At 63.5% G+C, this 17,375-nt stretch carries 16 protein-coding genes; 13 read left to right on the forward strand and 3 right to left on the reverse strand.

Annotation, left to right across the window (positions count from 1 at the left end):
* Positions 1–103: 103 nt before the first annotated feature.
* The 9 genes from CEQ44_RS15715 to CEQ44_RS15755 all read left to right on the forward strand — a co-directional run bounded on the left by CEQ44_RS15715 (position 104) and on the right by CEQ44_RS15755 (position 9,442).
* On the forward strand, positions 104–556 hold the full coding sequence (locus CEQ44_RS15715; protein WP_088183204.1) for a GatB/YqeY domain-containing protein: 453 nt from the start codon (positions 104–106) through the stop codon (positions 554–556).
* 133 nt (positions 557–689) lie between these two features.
* Positions 690–1,097 carry a GIY-YIG nuclease family protein gene (locus tag CEQ44_RS15720; RefSeq protein WP_088183205.1) on the forward strand — a complete coding sequence of 136 codons (408 nt, stop codon included), beginning with the start codon at positions 690–692 and terminating at the stop codon, positions 1,095–1,097.
* Positions 1,094–2,971: a DNA primase gene (gene dnaG, locus CEQ44_RS15725; RefSeq protein WP_088183206.1), complete on the forward strand. Its 1,878-nt coding sequence runs from the start codon at positions 1,094–1,096 to the stop codon at positions 2,969–2,971. The genes CEQ44_RS15720 and dnaG overlap by 4 nt, the downstream gene beginning before the upstream one ends.
* A 42-nt stretch (positions 2,972–3,013) precedes the next feature.
* Positions 3,014–5,068 carry an RNA polymerase sigma factor RpoD gene (rpoD, locus tag CEQ44_RS15730; protein ID WP_088183207.1) on the forward strand — a complete coding sequence of 685 codons (2,055 nt, stop codon included), beginning with the start codon at positions 3,014–3,016 and terminating at the stop codon, positions 5,066–5,068.
* 154 nt (positions 5,069–5,222) lie between these two features.
* Positions 5,223–5,903, forward strand: a complete 681-nt coding sequence (locus tag CEQ44_RS15735; RefSeq protein WP_088183208.1) for a hypothetical protein — start codon at positions 5,223–5,225, stop codon at positions 5,901–5,903.
* Between the two features lie 94 nt (positions 5,904–5,997).
* On the forward strand, positions 5,998–6,843 hold the full coding sequence (locus CEQ44_RS15740) for a MoxR family ATPase (RefSeq protein WP_088183209.1): 846 nt from the start codon (positions 5,998–6,000) through the stop codon (positions 6,841–6,843).
* Positions 6,844–6,958: 115 nt separating this feature from the next.
* The gene (locus CEQ44_RS15745) at positions 6,959–7,402 is read left to right on the forward strand and encodes a GFA family protein (RefSeq protein WP_088183210.1); all 444 of its coding nucleotides are present in this window, start codon (positions 6,959–6,961) and stop codon (positions 7,400–7,402) included.
* An 89-nt stretch (positions 7,403–7,491) separates the two neighbouring features.
* The gene (locus CEQ44_RS15750) at positions 7,492–8,541 is read left to right on the forward strand and encodes a hypothetical protein (RefSeq protein ID WP_088183217.1); all 1,050 of its coding nucleotides are present in this window, start codon (positions 7,492–7,494) and stop codon (positions 8,539–8,541) included.
* A 43-nt stretch (positions 8,542–8,584) separates the two neighbouring features.
* Positions 8,585–9,442, forward strand: a complete 858-nt coding sequence (locus CEQ44_RS15755) for a DUF817 domain-containing protein (protein WP_088183211.1) — start codon at positions 8,585–8,587, stop codon at positions 9,440–9,442.
* On the opposite strand, the gene CEQ44_RS15760 is transcribed toward CEQ44_RS15755, so the two are convergent.
* Complete coding sequence (locus tag CEQ44_RS15760) at positions 9,430–10,794, reverse strand: methyl-accepting chemotaxis protein (protein WP_176400255.1); 1,365 nt, start codon at positions 10,792–10,794, stop codon at positions 9,430–9,432. The two genes, CEQ44_RS15755 and CEQ44_RS15760, sit on opposite strands and share 13 nt — an antisense overlap.
* 145 nt (positions 10,795–10,939) lie before the next feature.
* On the opposite strand from CEQ44_RS15760, the gene CEQ44_RS15765 reads away from it, so the two are divergent.
* Both CEQ44_RS15765 and CEQ44_RS15770 read left to right on the forward strand, forming a co-directional pair.
* The gene (locus CEQ44_RS15765; RefSeq protein ID WP_088183219.1) at positions 10,940–12,115 is read left to right on the forward strand and encodes a VWA domain-containing protein; all 1,176 of its coding nucleotides are present in this window, start codon (positions 10,940–10,942) and stop codon (positions 12,113–12,115) included.
* Positions 12,115–13,113, forward strand: a complete 999-nt coding sequence (locus CEQ44_RS15770) for a 2OG-Fe(II) oxygenase (protein ID WP_088183212.1) — start codon at positions 12,115–12,117, stop codon at positions 13,111–13,113. The genes CEQ44_RS15765 and CEQ44_RS15770 overlap by 1 nt, the downstream gene beginning before the upstream one ends.
* Here the strand turns inward: CEQ44_RS15770 and CEQ44_RS15775 are convergent.
* Entirely contained in the window at positions 13,110–14,195 is a 1,086-nt protein-coding gene (locus CEQ44_RS15775) for an anhydro-N-acetylmuramic acid kinase (protein WP_088183213.1), read from the reverse strand. The genes CEQ44_RS15770 and CEQ44_RS15775 overlap by 4 nt on opposite strands.
* Before the next feature lie 55 nt (positions 14,196–14,250).
* On the opposite strand from CEQ44_RS15775, the gene tyrS reads away from it, so the two are divergent.
* Both tyrS and CEQ44_RS15785 read left to right on the forward strand, forming a co-directional pair.
* Positions 14,251–15,468 carry a tyrosine--tRNA ligase gene (tyrS, locus tag CEQ44_RS15780; RefSeq protein ID WP_088183220.1) on the forward strand — a complete coding sequence of 406 codons (1,218 nt, stop codon included), beginning with the start codon at positions 14,251–14,253 and terminating at the stop codon, positions 15,466–15,468.
* A gap of 128 nt (positions 15,469–15,596) precedes the next feature.
* The gene (locus tag CEQ44_RS15785; RefSeq protein WP_088183214.1) at positions 15,597–15,953 is read left to right on the forward strand and encodes a PilZ domain-containing protein; all 357 of its coding nucleotides are present in this window, start codon (positions 15,597–15,599) and stop codon (positions 15,951–15,953) included.
* Here the strand turns inward: CEQ44_RS15785 and CEQ44_RS15790 are convergent.
* Positions 15,925–17,043, reverse strand: a complete 1,119-nt coding sequence (locus CEQ44_RS15790; protein WP_088183215.1) for a mechanosensitive ion channel family protein — start codon at positions 17,041–17,043, stop codon at positions 15,925–15,927. The genes CEQ44_RS15785 and CEQ44_RS15790 overlap by 29 nt on opposite strands.
* Positions 17,044–17,375: the final 332 nt, after the last annotated feature.

The following is a 17,375-nucleotide window of genomic DNA, read 5'->3' on the forward strand; positions in this document are numbered from 1 at the left end:
GGCCGGTCACCTATGCCCCCGCGCCCGCAAGGTCAACGTCTGTTAAAAATCTCTTTTGCCGCTATATCTGCTCCTTTCCGCAAGACACAGGATTCATTCGTCGATGATTCGCGATACCATCAAGAGCGCCCAGATCACCGCCATGAAGGCCGGCGACAAGGAAAGGCTGGCGGCCGTCCGCCTGATACTGGCGAAGCTGAAGGATCGCGACATCGAACTGCGCACTGCGTCGACCATGCCGGACGACGACGCCATCGTGGTCGAAGTGCTCCAGAAGATGGTCAAGCAGCGCCGCGAATCGATCGAGATGTTCACCAGCGGCGGCCGCGAAGAACTGGCGGCCAAGGAACAGGCGGAGCTTGCGGTGATCGAAGGCTTCCTTCCCGCGCAGCTGAGTGAGGACGAGACGAAAGCGGCGATCGAGGGGATCAAGGCGGAGGTCGGCGCGGCAAGCGTGAAGGACATGGGCAAGGTGATGGCGGTGCTCAAGGAACGCCATGGCAGCGTGATCGACATGAGCAAGGCAAGCGGGCTGGTGAAGGCGGCGCTTTCGTAAAGAGTCGTGTGAAACACCCCTCCCCCTGACGCGAGGGGCTGAGACAAGCCTCATCGTCCGTTCGTTTCGAGCGAAGTCGAGAAACGCATAGCACTATGCTCGACACGCGCGCGGGTTCAGGCATATTCCACCAATGGCGTTCTGGACCTACATGCTCAAATGTTCCGACGGTCGCTATTACACCGGCCATACCGACAATCTGGAATATCGCATCGGTCAGCATCAATGCGGACAGGGCAGCGAATTTACCAAGCGTCGCCTACCAGTGGTCTTGGTCTGGAGCGAAGTATTTGGAACACGAATCGAGGCGTTGGAGGCGGAGCGCATCGTTGGCGGATGGTCGCGGGCGAAAAAGGAAGCGTTGATAGCGGGCAACTGGTCCTTGGTTTCGCATTTCGCTCGGCCGCCAAAAGAACGAGACAATCCGCAAACTCCGTTCGTTTCGAACGAAGTCGAGAAACGCAAGGAATGTGCTAGCCGTTTCTCGACTTCGCTCGAAACGAACGGATGTAGTGTGCCAAATTCTGAGCGCCACGCATGACCCTCACTCCCCAATGGCTGGACGAACTGCGCGCGCGCACGTTGCTTTCCACCCTCATCGGCAAGACCGTCAAGGTCACCAAAGCGGGGCGCGAGTACAAAGCCTGCTGCCCTTTCCATAACGAAAAGACGCCCAGCTTCACGATCAACGACGAGAAGGGCTTCTACCATTGCTTCGGCTGCGGCGCGCATGGCGATGCGATCCGCTGGATGACCGACCAGCGCGGCCTGCCCTTCATGGAGGCGGTCAAGGAACTGGCGCAGGCGGCGAGCATGGATGTGCCCGCGCCCGATCCGCGTGCGGCCAAACGGGCGGAAGCGGCCAAGGGCCTGCATGACGCCATGGCCGCGGCGCAGGGCTTTTTCGAGGAGCAACTGGGCGGCATCGATGGCGGCGAAGCGCGCGCCTATCTGCAAAAGCGCGGCATAAGCGACGCGACCCGCCGTGCCTTCGGTTTCGGCTTTTCCCCTGACGGTCGCGGTCGGTTGAAAAGCGCGCTCAAGGATTTCGGCGAGCCGATGCTGGTCGAGGCCGGCCTGTTGATCGACCCAGACGGCGAACGCGACAGCTATGACCGCTTCCGTGGCCGCCTGATGCTGCCCATCCGCGACATTCGCGGCCGCGTCATCGCCTTTGGCGGCCGCATATTGGGTGCGGGCGAGCCGAAATATCTGAACTCGCCCGATACGCCGTTGTTCGACAAGGGGCGCACGCTCTATAATATCGACCGCGCCTCCCCCGCCAGCCGCCAGACCGAGCGGGTGATCGTGGTCGAAGGCTATATGGACGTAATCGCCCTGGCGCAGGCGGGCTTCGACGACGCCGTCGCCCCGCTTGGCACCGCGCTGACCGAACATCAGATCGAACGATTGTGGAAAATGGTCGAGGTGCCGATCCTCTGCTTCGATGGCGACGCGGCCGGACAGAAGGCCGCGATCCGCGCCGCCATGCGCGCGCTGCCCCTACTGCGCCCCGGCCACAGCCTGTGTTTCGCCACTTTGCCGCCGGGCAAAGACCCGGACGATCTGATCCGCGACAGCGGCCCCCAAGCGATGGATGCGGTGCTGAAGGCTGCCGAACCGCTTATCGAACGGCTGTGGAGCCATGAGCTCAGCGCCATGCCGCTCGAAACACCCGAACAGAAGGCCGCGCTCAAGCAGCGGCTGCGCGCCATAACGGATGCGATCGCCCATCCCGACGTGCGCGCCCATTACGCCCATGCATTTCGCGAACGCTATGACGCGCGCTTTTTTGCAAGGCGCGAGAGCGGTCCGACGCAAAGGCCGGCGCGTGGCGGCAGCGATGGCGGCCGCTGGCAACGGGACAAGCGCGGCAATTGGAAAGCGCCGATTCCCGCGGCCGGCTTCGAAGCCCGCGCGATCGGCACCAATGGCCTGGAACAACGGCTGCTCCGCGCAGTCCTGGCCAGCCTGCTGCGCCATCCCGAACTGATTCGGCCGCATCGCGAGATGCTGTCGGCCCTGCAAATCGGTGATCCGCTGCTGGCGCAGTTGCTGGACGTGATGATAAGCACGTCCTTCCGCAAAGAAACAGTTGAAACGCAGGCCCTCCTTACCATATTGGGGCAAGGTGAGTTGTATAATATGGCTAAGGGGATGCTCCGGGCCGACGCGTTGAAACTCACTCCCGACAGGACGACCACCGATCCTGATCGCGTCGCACGCGATCTTGAGGAAGCCGTTCGGGTTATGACGCAGGGACCAGAGCTTGAGCGGAATTTGGCCGTGGCGACCGAGCGGGTGAAGGCGGATGTGAGTGATGAGAATTTGCTGGCGCAACATCGTGCGCTGGTGGCTCATCGCAACCATCTCATCCGCTTGGCGGAACTAGGCCAGCCCGAAGACATTATTTGATGAGATCGCCCTCGCAAGGGGCGGCGGAGTTAAGGCGAATACATGGCGACCAAGGCGAACAGCAAGAGTGCGGCAGGTGCAGGCGATGGCGGGGATGAAGGCGGCGATGCCCCCCTGCTCGACCTCAACGAAGCCTCTGTCAAAAAGCTGATCGCGCGCGCTAAGAAGCGCGGCTACATCACCTATGACGAGTTGAACAACGCCCTGCCGCAGGACCAGATGTCCTCCGAGCAGATCGAGGACGTGATGTCCGCGCTCAATGACATGGGCGTCAACATCGTCGAAAACGAAGAAGCGAGCGAAGACGGCGACGAGCAGCGCGAGCGCGAAGACGCCGAGGACGCCGAAGATGAGGCGGGCGACGATGACGGCCCGAAGCTCATCACCGAAAAGAAGAAAGAAACGGTCGATCGCACCGACGATCCCGTGCGCATGTATCTGCGCGAAATGGGCGCGGTGGAACTGCTCAGCCGCGAAGGCGAAATCGCCATCGCCAAGCGGATCGAGGCTGGTCGCGACACCATGATTTTGGGCCTGTGCGAAAGCCCGACGACCTTTAACGCGATCATCGAATGGTCGACCGCGCTGAACAATGGCGAAATGCAGCTACGCGAGATACTCGATCTCGACGCCATGCTGTCCAAAGATCCTGCCCCGGAAAGCCTGGAGGAAGGCGCCGAGGACGATGATGGCGAGATCAGCGAGAAGACCGCCGGCCCCAGCTTCAAGGAAGAAGAAGAGCCGGAGGAGGAACCCGCTGACGCGGACGAGGACGAGGAAGGCGCCGCACGCCGCGCCCGTCGCGTAGAAGAGGAAGAGGAAGAGGACAACACCCTCTCCCTGGCCCAGATGGAAGAGACGCTCAAGCCGATGGCGCTTGAGAAGTTCGCCACTATAACTGAAATCTTTCGCGCTTTCTCCGCCGCCCAGGCGTCGCGCATGGTCGCCATGAGCACTGGCGAAGTGCTCAGCCAAAAGGACGAGGACGACTATCAGGAACTGCGCGAAAGCCTCACTGCGCAGGTCGAGAGCGTGCAGTTCCACCAGCAGAAGATCGAATATCTGGTCGATCAGCTCTATGCCTATAACCGGCGCCTGACCGCGCTCGGTGGACAGATGCTGCGGCTGGCCGAACGGCATAAAGTGCCGCGCAAGGATTTCCTCGACCGTTATGTGAACCATGAACTGGACGATGGCTGGCTCGACAAGGTCGGCGGTCTGGACAAGAAGTGGACCGCCTTCGTCGCCGCCGAAGGGCGCGCGGTCGATCGCATCCGCAACGAGATCGGCGAAATCGCCCAGGCGACCGGCATGTCGCTCAGCGAGTTCCGCCGCATCGTGAACATGGTGCAAAAGGGCGAACGCGAAGCGCGCCTGGCGAAGAAGGAAATGGTCGAGGCGAACCTGCGCCTGGTCATCTCCATCGCTAAAAAATATACGAACCGTGGCCTGCAATTCCTTGATCTCATTCAGGAAGGTAATATCGGCCTGATGAAGGCGGTGGATAAATTCGAATATCGCCGCGGCTATAAATTCAGCACCTACGCCACTTGGTGGATCAGGCAGGCGATCACCCGGTCGATCGCGGACCAGGCGCGGACCATCCGCATCCCAGTCCACATGATCGAGACCATCAACAAGCTGGTCCGCACTAGCCGCCAGTTCCTGCACGAGCAGGGCCGCGAACCGACCCCGGAGGAAATGGCCGAACGCCTGTCCATGCCGCTGGAAAAGGTCCGCAAGGTGATGAAGATCGCCAAGGAGCCGATATCTCTCGAAACGCCGATCGGCGACGAGGAAGACAGCCATCTGGGCGACTTTATCGAGGACAAGAATGCGATCATTCCTGTGGATGCCGCCATTCAGGCGAATCTGAAAGAGACGGTCACCCGCGTCCTTGCCTCGCTCACCCCGCGTGAGGAGCGCGTGCTGCGCATGCGCTTTGGCATCGGCATGAATACCGACCATACGCTCGAGGAAGTGGGCCAGCAGTTCAGTGTGACGCGCGAACGTATCCGCCAGATCGAGGCGAAGGCGCTGCGCAAGCTCAAGCATCCGTCGCGCTCGCGTAAAATGCGGTCCTTCCTGGACCAATAATTACAGTCGATCGGTAAATAGTAATTAACCATCGTTGACGGAAAAGGGCGGCTTTCACGGTCGCCCTTTTTGATTCCGTAAACCGGACGTTTACTTGGCCGCGTTATCTCTATGTGCTCAGCCGCACATGCGGGGGCATCACAGGGATTTGGGCATGAGCGAAGCGGCACCGCGCTATCAATTCGGCGACATAGCGCGAATCCTGGAGGCGCTGGTCGCCGCCGATGGAACCGCCGCCCATGCCTATGCCAATCGCGCCAGCACCGGCGTCGCCCGCGACACGCTGCTGTCCCTGTCCGATCTCGCCGACGCCGCTTATTATCTCTGCATGCTCCACGGCCGCCATCCCGGCGTGATCGATCATGCCGCGACCCGCTCCGCTGACAATGCCGCGCGCCAGTGGCTGATCGAAACCGGCGACGCCTTCGCTCGCGAACGCGCCTATCTGACCCAGGTCACGGTTGCCGTCGGCCCCGCGCCGAGCACGGCGGGCCAGGCCGATTGCGAAACCGCCGTCAGCCAGCAACGCCACGCACTCGACATGCTCGCCCAATCCGACCGGCGTGGCTGCGCCATGGGCGCGGCGATGGCGCTGGCGCTGGACTGGCGCGCCGTGCGTCATGTGCTCGACATGGCGGCGCTGCGCGCAGGGCTGGAACCCCATGCCTGCACCTTGCCCGATCGCCATGTGACATTGGACGTCGCCCGCGCCATTGGCGGCGATGACGCCATCGACCGGGCGATCCAGTTCGGCGCACGCCAGTTGCTCAATCAGCATCGCGGCCTGTGGGATCTGCTCGCCGCCCGCGCCGACGTGCGCGCCCGGCAGGCCTGACCAGCCCTTTAACGCCTGATTTCCCTTTCGCGATTGCGCCTGCCCGCGGCTTTGCCTAGTCCGGTTGCCATAGGCAACGGAATGGACCAGCAAGATGCGCTTTGAAGGCACGCAGGATTATGTCGCGACCGACGACCTGAAAGTCGCGGTCAATGCCGCCGTGCTGCTGCGCCGGCCGCTGCTGGTGAAGGGGGAGCCAGGCACCGGCAAGACCGTCCTGGCCCAGGAAATTGCCAAGGCGCTGGACGCCCCGCTGATCGAATGGAACGTCAAATCCACGACGAAGGCGCATCAGGGCCTCTATGAATATGACGCCGTCGCTCGTCTGCGCGATGGGCAGCTGGGCGACGAACGCGTCCATGATATCGCCAATTATATCCGCAAGGGCAAATTGTGGGAGGCCTTCACCTCCCCCAAGCTACCCGTCCTGCTGATCGACGAGATCGACAAGGCCGACATCGAATTTCCCAACGACCTGTTGCAGGAACTCGACCGCATGGCCTTCCACGTCTATGAAACGGGCGAGACGGTTGCGGCGGCCGATCGCCCGATCGTCATCATCACGTCGAACAACGAAAAGGAACTGCCCGACGCCTTCCTGCGCCGCTGCTTCTTCCACTATATCAAATTCCCCGACCGCGAGACGCTGACACAAATCGTCGATGTCCATTTCCCTGGTATCCAGAAGATATTGGTCAGCAAGGCGATGGATATTTTCTACGAGATTCGCGACGTGCCGGGTCTGAAAAAGAAGCCCAGCACCAGTGAACTGCTCGACTGGCTCAAGCTGCTGCTGAACGAGGATATGCCGCTCGACGTCCTCCAGAATAGCGACCCGAGCAAGGCGATCCCGCCGCTCCACGGCGCGCTGCTCAAAAATGAGCAGGACATCATGATGTTCGAGCGCCTGGCCTTCATGGCACGCCGACAGGGGCGGTAAGGCAAAAAGGCACAAGCTCCGTTCGCTTCGAGCGAAGTCGAGAAGCGGGTAGCGCAGCGCATGACGTTTCTCGACTTCGCTCGAAGCGAACGAATTTCATAGCAGGAACCATCCCATGCCGGATACTACCGCCCATACCGCCCATACCGCCCATACCGCCGGATGCCTCTGCGGCGATGTCCGCATCACCATCGCCGCAGCCCCCATCGCCGCGCGCATGTGCTGGTGCCGCCTGTGTCAATATCTGGGCGGCGGTTCGGCAACCGTGAACGTCTGCTTCCCGTCCGACGCGGTGACCACGACCGGCGAGGTCTGCTGGCATGACAGTATCGCCGACAGCGGCAACGCGATGAAGCGCGGCTTCTGCCCGACCTGCGGCACGCCGCTGTTCAGCCTGGCCGAATCGCGCCCGCATCTGACCTTCATCCGCGCCGGCGCGCTCGATGATCCCGCGCTGATCGGTCCGCAGGCGGTGATCTGGACCGATGCCGCCCCCGACTGGGCGCATCATGATCCCGATCTGCCTCACTATCCGGCGCAAATCCCGCCTGTCGCGTGAAATAGGCGCTTGCGCCCCCCGGTTTAGTCTGTAGCCTAACTGTCATAGTTCAATGCCGCGCAAAGACGGTATCGACCTGGAGAGTGATGATGCCGAAGCGCGCCCAAGGACCGATTGCCGCCATAGTCTCCGCCATGGCGTTGTGCCTTGCGGTTCCGTCGCTCGCGCGGGCCGCCGACGCCGAAGCCTGGACCCCGACGGACAATGCCATCCGCGCCGCGTCCGCTGGCATCGCCCTGCCCCAGACCGTGGCCGGTCTCTCGCTCAGCAAGAGCGGCGAAGCCTCCAATGGCGGCCGCGCGGTCGATAATTATGCGCAATATCTGTCCGAAGACGGCGTCATCCAGGCGACCCTCTACGTCTATCTGCCGACCTATGCCGACGCTTCGCTGGCCGCCTATATGACCGACAAGGCGGTGATGGCGCGGTTCGGTGCGAAGACCCGGCGCACCGCTTATGCCAGCGCGCCCGTCGCCGGCCGCGCGGATAGCGCGATCCGCGCCGTCTATGACGATGCCGCCGATGGCGCGCTGACGACGGCGGCCGGGTTCGTCCATGCCGGGCGCTGGATCGTCAAGATCCGCGTGACCGGCCCGACCGAACGGCGTGGCGAGGTGCTGGCCGGTCTGGACGGGATGCTCGCCAAGCTGTCGGTCGATGACCCCGTCAGCCTGCACGCCACCGCCCCCGCCAGCTTCGCCACCTGCCCCGCCGCGCCGACCGCCGACGCCCGGCTGACCCCTGCCAAACCCGCCGAAGACGCCGCGCCGCAGGATGTCCGCATCCCGCGCGACGGCAAGGATGCGCTCTGCGTCCGCAGCACCGTGGCCACCGCCGACGGCCGCTACGACATGCTCCAGCAGGTCGGGCGTGGCGACGGTGCGATCATCGTGCCCGTCGATGACAGCGGCACCGTGCTGGCCTTCGATCCCGCGGCCAACGGCGCAGGCTATAAACTCTCGATCCACATGGTTGGCCAGACCGACCTCTATGGCGTCTATGACAAGGTGCCCAGCCCGCATCAGGTGGCCGCCATCATCGAGCGCAAAGACACCCAGACCGCCGAAGCGCAGGCCGTCGCCACCTATGCCGCCAATGGCGAAGTGACGGTCAGCCGCCTGGCGCAGAAGGGGCGCTGAAGGCCCTTTCGATCTTACCAAAATGCGGCTTTAACATGCCGGAATGAACCAGCCGACAGACGCGACCCGCTTCGCCCATATCCGTGGCCGTCTGGAGGCGATCCGCCTATCACCCGGTCCAGCGGCATGGGCGTTCGAATTTCTGCTGTTCGGTTTCAAACAGGGCTGGGCCTGCCTGTTTGGCGGGCTGATGCTGGCGCTACTGCTGGCGACGCACCTTTTCTATCCGCATGGCGCATCCCTCCATCGCTATGATTTCCTGACGTTGGCAGCGCTCTCCATCCAGGGCGCCATGCTGGGCTTCCGGCTCGAAAGCTGGAGCGAGGCGAAGGTCATCTTCGTCTTTCACCTGATCGGCACCGTAATGGAATTGTTCAAGACTCATGCCGGGTCGTGGATCTATCCAGAGGCCAGCCTGCTCCATGTCGGCCCGGTGCCCCTCTTCTCAGGATTCATGTATGCAGCGGTGGGCAGCTATATTGCGCGTGTATGGCGCATCTTCGATTTCTGCTTCACTCGCTATCCGCCCGTCTGGACGACCGCATTGCTGGCGGTCGCGATCTACGTCAATTTCTTCGCGCATCACTGGCTCCCGGATATCCGGCTTGCCTTGTTTGCAGCCACCGTCCTGCTATTTGGCCGCACCTGGATCGTCTTCACACCCTGGCGCACGCCGCGACGAATGCCGCTTCTCCTCGGCTTCTTCCTCGTCGCCCTGTTCATCTGGTTCGCGGAAAATATCGGCACCTTCGCCAATGCATGGACCTATCCCGACCAGCGCCATGGCTGGCAGATGGTGAGCGTCGCCAAGCTCGGCAGTTGGTATCTGCTCATCATCATCTCCTTCGTGCTAGTGTCGCGCATCCACGACGGCGGCGCGAAACCCACTCAGATCAGATAGCCGACCTCATACAGCCCCCAGCGCCGCCCGCCGAACACCAGCGGCACGAACACGCTGCGCAGCGCGCGATAGCGGCCTTCGCCCAGATCCTGGCGATAGGTATAGAGGAAAAAGTCGCCCTCCTCCTGCAAGGCGCGCCGGGTCTGGCTGTCCATGAAAATCTGCCGGTTGCGGGCATGTTCCATGTTCCAGTCATGCGCACCGGGTCGCTGCGCCTGGCAGCGCGCGCTGATATGCGTGGGTAGGTAGCCGTTCATGTCCAGCAGGCAACAGCCGACGATCGCGCTGTCCTCGCTGGTCCGCCGGTCCAGTATCGGCCGCACCATCCTGTCGGCGAAATTCGTGAAGCCGTTGAGATATTGCGTCGGCGCCGATCCTTTTATCGGGCGATAATCGGTGTCGAACAGTTGCGACAGGCTGATCTCGCCTCCCTCCAGCGCTCGCTCGATCAGCGCGCCGACCTCCTCCGCGCCATCCTCCGCCAAGGCGATATAGCGGCTGTTGCGCGTCTTCTGCGGCCCATGCGCGGCGGTGTTGAGCATGGCGTTGGCCATGCCCTCCAGCCCTTCGAGCTGCTCACGCGCCACATCGACCCGCGCAGCATTGTCGCTGGCCGATCGCGCGAACGTCACCAGCCCGTGACGCAGCGCGTTGACGTCGCCATCGGCCGCATCGGTGCAGGTGACGATGGCGTCCGACCGCTCGCTAAACTGGGTGACCAGCGACGCGATCTCCGCCATGCTCAGCCGCAACCGGTCGATATGCGCGCCCGCCCCCCGGCCGCGCACGATATTGGCCTCCACCCCGCCGATGAGATGGCGCGCGTCGCGGTCCAGCAGGGTCAGCTTGTCGCCGGCCGACGCCGCAGACTCCCCCGCCTGCCCCGCCAGCCGCCTGATCTCGTCCGCGACCACGGCAAAGCCCTGGGTCGCTGCGCCGCCGCGCGCCGCCTCGATCGCGGCATTGACCCCCAGCATCCGCGTCTGGCGCGCGATCGCGCCCAATTCCTCGCTGATATCGCCCACCGCCTCGATCACGGTCAGGAACTGGCGCAAATGCCCCTCCAGTCCGGTGACATGCTCCACCAGCGCCGCCACCTCGCCCAGCGACAGGCCGATCACCTCATGCCCCTCGGCGATGATCCGGCCGGCGCGCCGCGCGGTCAGGCTCAATTCCTGCGCGGCGGCGACGCTTTCATTCTGGCTGGCGACCAGAGTTTCCATATTGGCCTGCAGGTTCGCCAGATGCGTCGAATCGCCCTGGATACGGCGGTTCAACTCGCTCAAATATCCAGCCGTCTCGCTGCACTGCAATGCGATGTCGCCCGACCGTTCCCCCAGGTCAGCCAACAAGTCCCTGTTTTCCAAGCGCGCCCCGCGTTCAATATGCACCGTGGATAGTGACGAATTAACCATGCACCGCAACACTTAATATTCGGACAATCGGCGGGCCGACGGCGGCTTGCATCGCTGCGCGTGCTGGCCGACAAGCATGTCCATGCTGCTCAACTTTCTCGATGCGCTCCGCGCCGCCGGCATCAACGCCAGCATCAAGGAGCATCTGCTACTGCTCGAAGCGCTCGACCGCGACGTCATCGCCCGTCGGCCGGAGGATTTCTATTATCTCGCCCGCGCAACCTATGTGAAGGACGAAGGGCTGCTGGACCGGTTCGACCAGGTGTTCGCCAAGGTCTTCAAGGGCGTGCTGGACCAGGACGGGCTAGAGGCGGCGATACCCGAAGACTGGCTGCGCCTCGTCGCCGAAAAATATCTCAGTCCCGAAGAGATGGAGAAAATCAAATCCCTGGGCGACTGGGACGCGATCATGAAGACCCTGAAAGAGCGGCTGGAGGAACAGCAAGGCCGACATCAGGGCGGCAATAAATGGATCGGCACCGGCGGCACCTCCCCCTTCGGCCATGGGGGCTATAACCCGGAAGGCGTGCGCATCGGCGGCGAATCCCGGCATAAGCGCGCGATCAAGGTGTGGGAAAAACGGGACTTCGCCAATCTCGACAACACGAAGGAACTCGGCACCCGCAACATCAAGGTCGCGCTGCGCCGCCTGCGCCGCTTCGCGCGGGAGGGGGCCGCGGACGAACTGGACCTGGACGAAACCATCCGCGGCACGGCGCGGCAGGGCTGGCTGGACATTCGGATGCGGCCCGAACGGCATAATGCGGTCAAACTGTTGTTGTTCCTGGACGTCGGAGGGTCGATGGACCCGTTCGTTACCCTGTGCGAGGAGCTGTTCTCCGCCGCCACTAGCGAATTTAAGAATATGGAATTCTTCTACTTCCACAATTGCCTTTACGAAGGCGTGTGGAAGGATAATCGCCGCCGCTTTGCCGAGCGGCTTTCGACCTGGGATATCCTCCACAAATATGGCCATGATTATAAGGTCATCTTCGTCGGCGACGCGGCGATGAGCCCCTATGAAATCGCCCAGCCGGGCGGATCGGTCGAGCATATGAACCAGGAAGCCGGCGCGGTCTGGCTCCAGCGCGTCACCCATACCTATCCCGCCAGCGTGTGGCTCAACCCGGCAGCGCAAGCCCATTGGGGTTATAGCCAGTCGACAAAGATGATCCGCGAGCTGATGAACGACCGCATGTATCCGCTGACCATCCAGGGCATCGATGCAGCGATGCGCGAACTGACGCGCAAGCGGTGATGGCCGGAACGGCGGCGCAGGCGCTCGCGCTGCTCCAGCGCGGCGAAACCGCACCCGCGCGGGTGCTGATCGACGCCGCATGCGCGCGGGGCGATGGGGAAGCGCTGGCCGTGCGCGCGCTTTGGCGGGTCGAGGGACGGTTGATGCCCCGTGACCTGCACGCCGCCCGCACCGACATGCACGGCGCCAGCGACGCCGGCAATATCGGCGCGGCTCGTATGCTCGCAGGTTTTCTGGCGAGCGGCGTGGGCGGCGCACGCGACTGGGCCGGGGCGTGCGCGCTGCTAGACGACTGGGCCGATCGCGATCCGATCGCCGCGCAGCAGCGGGCGCTGATCGCGGCGATGGCGATCGATCCCGCTGGCGATCCTGTTCGTTGCCCGCCGCATCAAACCATCGCTGACCAGCCCGTCATCCGCGCCATAACCGGCCTGCTCACCGCCGCCGAATGCGACCTGCTGATCGCCCTGTCCGAACGGCGGCAACGCCCGGCGCTGATCTTCCACGAAGGGCAGAAGCGGTTCGTCGCCGATCCAGTCCGCACATCCGACGCGGCCGGTTTCCCCATCGTGTCCGAATGGCCCGCCGTCCACGCGATCAACCGTCGCCTGGCGGCGGCCAGCGGCACGAGCGTCGCGCAGGGCGAAAGCCTGCAAGTCTTGCGCTATCACCCCGGCCAGCAATATCGCGCCCATCTGGACGCCGTGCCGGGCCTCGCCAATCAGCGCAGCCTCACTTTGCTCGTCTATCTCAACGATGATTTCGACGGCGGCGAAACCCATTTCACCCGGCTCGCTATCTCGCATCGCGGGCGCAAGGGGGACGGCCTGCTATTCGCCAATTGCCTGGCAGACGGTCGCCCCGACCCGATGAGCGAACATGCGGGCTTGCCGGTGCGCTCAGGCGTCAAATGGCTCGCCAGCCGCTGGATCAGGCAGCGTCCGCCCGAAAATTCGGACGGGTTCGGCCAGCATGAGGCGGTATCGACAGCCCTTTAAGGCCGGAACAGCACCCCGCCCGTCATCGGCTCCGGCGCGCCGGTCGTTCCTGGAAAGCTGATCGGCAACCCTTTCAGGCACCGCACTGCCATATAGGCAAAACCCTGCGCCTCCAGCGCGTCGCCATCCCATCCCAGCCCGTCGACGGACAGCACGGCCACCCCGGTCCGCTCCGCCAGCATCGCCATCAGCGTCGCATTATGCCGTCCGCCGCCCGCGACATGGATCGCCACCGGCCGCTCCGGCAGGTGATCGACCGCGCGCGCAACGGCCGCCGTCGTGAACGCCGTCAGCGTCGCCGCGCCATCCTCCAATGAAAGGCCCCGCACCGCATCGATGCTGAATTGTTCGCGATCAATGCTCTTGGGCGGCGGCGCGTCAAACCAGGGGTCGGCCATCATCGCCGCCAGCCGTGCCGCGTCCACCTGCCCCCGCGCGGCGCAGGCCCCGCCCGCATCATAGGCGGCGTCGCCATGTGTCTGCATCCAATTGTCGATGAGGCCGCTAGCCATGCCGGTGTCGAACGCGATCAATCTCCCGTTCGAACCGATGAAGGTGATGTTCGCCACCCCGCCCAGGTTCAGCACCGCCGCCGGCTTTTGCAATCCCGCCGCTAGCGCCCGGTGATAGACCGGCATCAGCGGCGCACCCTGCCCGCCCGCGGCCACGTCGGCTTGGCGCAGGTCGGCGACCACCGCTATGCCGAACGCGCCCGCCAGCCCCGCGCCATCACCAATCTGCCAGGTCCAGCCCCGGTCGGGCCGATGCGCAACGGTATGGCCATGGAATCCGATCGCAGCGACATCTTGCGCGATATGCCCGCTGCGCCCCAGCAGGTCTGCGACCGCCTGCACATGCCGCTCGGTCAATTCCGCCTCGACCGATGCGATCAACGGCTCGAAGCCCGGCGCCTCCATTGCCATCGCCCGCAGGCACGCTTCGGCCAGCCGCACCCGAAAGCCGTCATCATAGGCCATGGCGTGAAATTCGACTGCTCGGGCTTGCCCCTCGCCGTCCGTTTCGATCAGCGCCGCGTCGATTCCGTCGCGCGATGTGCCGGACATCAGGCCGATTGCTAGCATGATCGAAAACTCCGCCTCTTTAACAGTCGCAACCGCAATGCTACAGGCGCGCGCCATGAGCAACTATCAGTCCGACCTCCTGCGCCTGCTCGACACGCGCGGCTACATCCACCAGCTGACGGATGCGGAGGGGCTGGACGCCCTCGCCGCGCGCCAGGTGGTGCCCGGCTATATCGGGTTCGATCCGACCGCGCCGTCGCTCCATGTCGGCAGCCTGGTGCAGATCATGATGCTGCGCCGGATGCAGCAGGCCGGTCACAAGCCGATCGTGCTGATGGGCGGAGGCACCGGCAAGATCGGCGACCCCAGCTTCAAGGATGAAGCCCGCAAGCTGATGACCGGCGACACGATCGCGTCCAACGTCGCCAGCATAAAACGCGTGTTCGAGAGGTTCCTGACTTTCGGCGATGGTCCCACCGACGCGGTGATGGTCGATAATGCCGACTGGCTCGACGCTCTGGAATATATCCCGTTCCTGCGCGACATCGGTCAGCACTTCTCGGTTAATCGGATGCTCAGCTTCGATTCGGTCAAGACGCGCCTCGACCGCGAACAATCGCTGTCCTTCCTCGAATTTAATTACATGATCCTTCAGGCCTACGACTTTCTGGAACTGTCGCGCCGCTCGGCCTGCCGTCTCCAGATGGGCGGCTCCGACCAGTGGGGCAATATCGTCAACGGCATCGAATTGTCGCGCCGGGTGGACGGCACGCAAGTCTTCGGCCTGACCAGCCCCCTCATCACCACCGCCGATGGCGGCAAGATGGGCAAGACGATGAACGGCGCGGTATGGCTGAACGCCGACGCGCTGCCGCCCTATGATTATTGGCAATTCTGGCGCAACACGCAGGATGCCGATGTCGGCCGCTTCTTGGCGCTGTTCACGGACCTGCCGCTCGACGAGATCGCCCGGCTGGAAGCGCTGGAAGGCGCGGAGATCAACGAGGCCAAGAAGATCCTGGCCGAAGCCGCCACCGCCATGGCGCATGGGGATGAGGCAGCAGCAGCAGCGGCCGAAACGGCGCGCAAGACCTTCGAGGAAGGCGCATCGGACGCCAACTTGCCGACCGTCGGTCTAGGCGCGGACGGCCTTACCGTCGTGCAGGCCATAACCGGACTGGGCTTCGCAACCTCCAACAAGGAAGTGCGCCGCAAGCTGACCGAAGGCGCGATCAGGGTGAACGGCGACGTCGTCACAGACCCCGCCCGCACGCTCACGCCCGGCGACAAGCTGAGCTTCGGCGCGAAGAAGCACGGGCTGGTCGTCGCCTGATCCGAAAGCGCCGTGTTCCTGCGCTCGCAAGAGCACGGCAGCTTTTGGCGAGATCAAAACAGCGTTAGCGGCCAGTTAACGCTTCTTCCTAGCAACTCATCCATTTCGGACCGATTAGGCTCGGTCCCATGTCCTCCTCGGTCTTTGCCAATCTCGGTCATGTGCTGCGCTCCCGCGATCCTGCGGTCGATCAACGCCGGGCGCAACGCGAACTTGTGGACATGGTCAGCCACATCACCGTGCACGGCCGCAACCATGGCGTGCGCATCATCAACATCTCTGCGCTTGGCCTGATGTGTCGCAGCGACAGCGCCTTGTCACAGGGTCAACAGGTCAGCATCTGGCTGCCGATCCTGAAGGACTACCCCGCGGAGATACGCTGGGTGGAGGATGGCCGGATCGGCATGGAATTTTCCCAGCCGATCAGCCCCAAAATCTATGACGCGATGCTCTCGATCATCCCGCCGCGCCAGACGGCCTGGTGATGCCGGGGCCAGCGACGTCCAGACCGGCAAAGCGCATCGGGGTAAAGCCCTCCCCCGCCTCCACCCGCTGACGCCCGCGCACCAGCGCTTCGGGCATATCGGTGCGCAGGAAATCCAACATCGCTTCGCGCACGTCGCAGCGCAGGTCGAACGCCACGCCGGCATTGCGCGCCGACAACAGGCACCGCAATTCCAGCGCATCGGCGCGATGATCCGTCACTTGCAACAGCACGACCCGCCCGTCCCAGCGCGGATTGGCCGTTGTCACCTCGACCAGCCTCTCGCGGATGCGCGCCACGTCGGCGGTGGGATCAACATAGAGAAACACCGTGCCTAGAAGGTCGGACGTCTTGGTCGTCCAGTTCTGGAATGGCTTTTCCAGGAAATAGGACACCGGCACCACCATGCGCCGGTCGTCCCAGATGCGCACCACGACATAGGTCAGCGTGATATCCTCGATCCGCCCCCATTCGCCCTCCACGATCACCACATCGTCCAGCCGGATCGGCTCGGAAAAGGCCATCTGGATGCCGGCAATCAGATTTTTGAGCGCCGGTTGCGCCGCCGCACCGACCGCCAGGCCGACCAGACCCGCCGACGCCGCCAGCGTCACGCCGATCGTCCGCACGCCCGGAATCGCCATCAGCATCATCGCGATCACCAGCACCGCGACGATGCTCTGCGCGATGCGATAGAGGATGCGCACCCGCGTATGCCGTTTGCGGGCCTTGAGATTATCCTCCGCACTGATGTCCGCGCCACGCTCGATCATCACCCGCGTCGCCCGCATCAGCCGCAGCATCAGCCAGCCGGCCAGCAGCGCGAACACCATCTTCGACCCGATCGACCACAGCGTCTCGATCCGCGGTCCCATGTCGAGCGGCTGCAACCCCGCTCCCAGCGCCAGCAACACCACCAGCCACCGCGTCGGCTGAAAGATCGCCGGCAGCAACACCGGGTCCATCCGCCGCCGCACGACCCGCAGCGCGACGGCATAGAGCGCCCAATGGATCAGGAAAGCGGACACCACCGCGGCTATGATCGAAAAGGCAGCGGTGGAGGTGATGTGGGTCAGGCTGATGTCAGTCATGCGGGGGCAACGCGACCAAGCGGGCATTTGTTTCGCAGATGCGGCATGCCCCATCCACCGTCATCCCCGCGCAGGCGGGGATCCATCTCCCCAGCTTGGTACTTGGCGCGAGATCAGGAGATGGATTCCCACCTGCGCGGGAATGACGGGAAAGGGTAGGTAGGGGATGGTCAAGTTACGAATGATAGGGCGTTGAAAGCAGACGCTCCATAACAATCAACAAGAATGTTGGCTCTGGAACCGCTTGCGATACGGCGATTCCCCTTCACCCAATAACGGGATGCACTCGGCATCATGGGTCAGGACTCCGCGCTTAATAACGCCAACATATT

It is taken from the genome of Sphingobium sp. Z007, assembly GCF_900013425.1.
Lineage (GTDB): Bacteria > Pseudomonadota > Alphaproteobacteria > Sphingomonadales > Sphingomonadaceae > Sphingobium.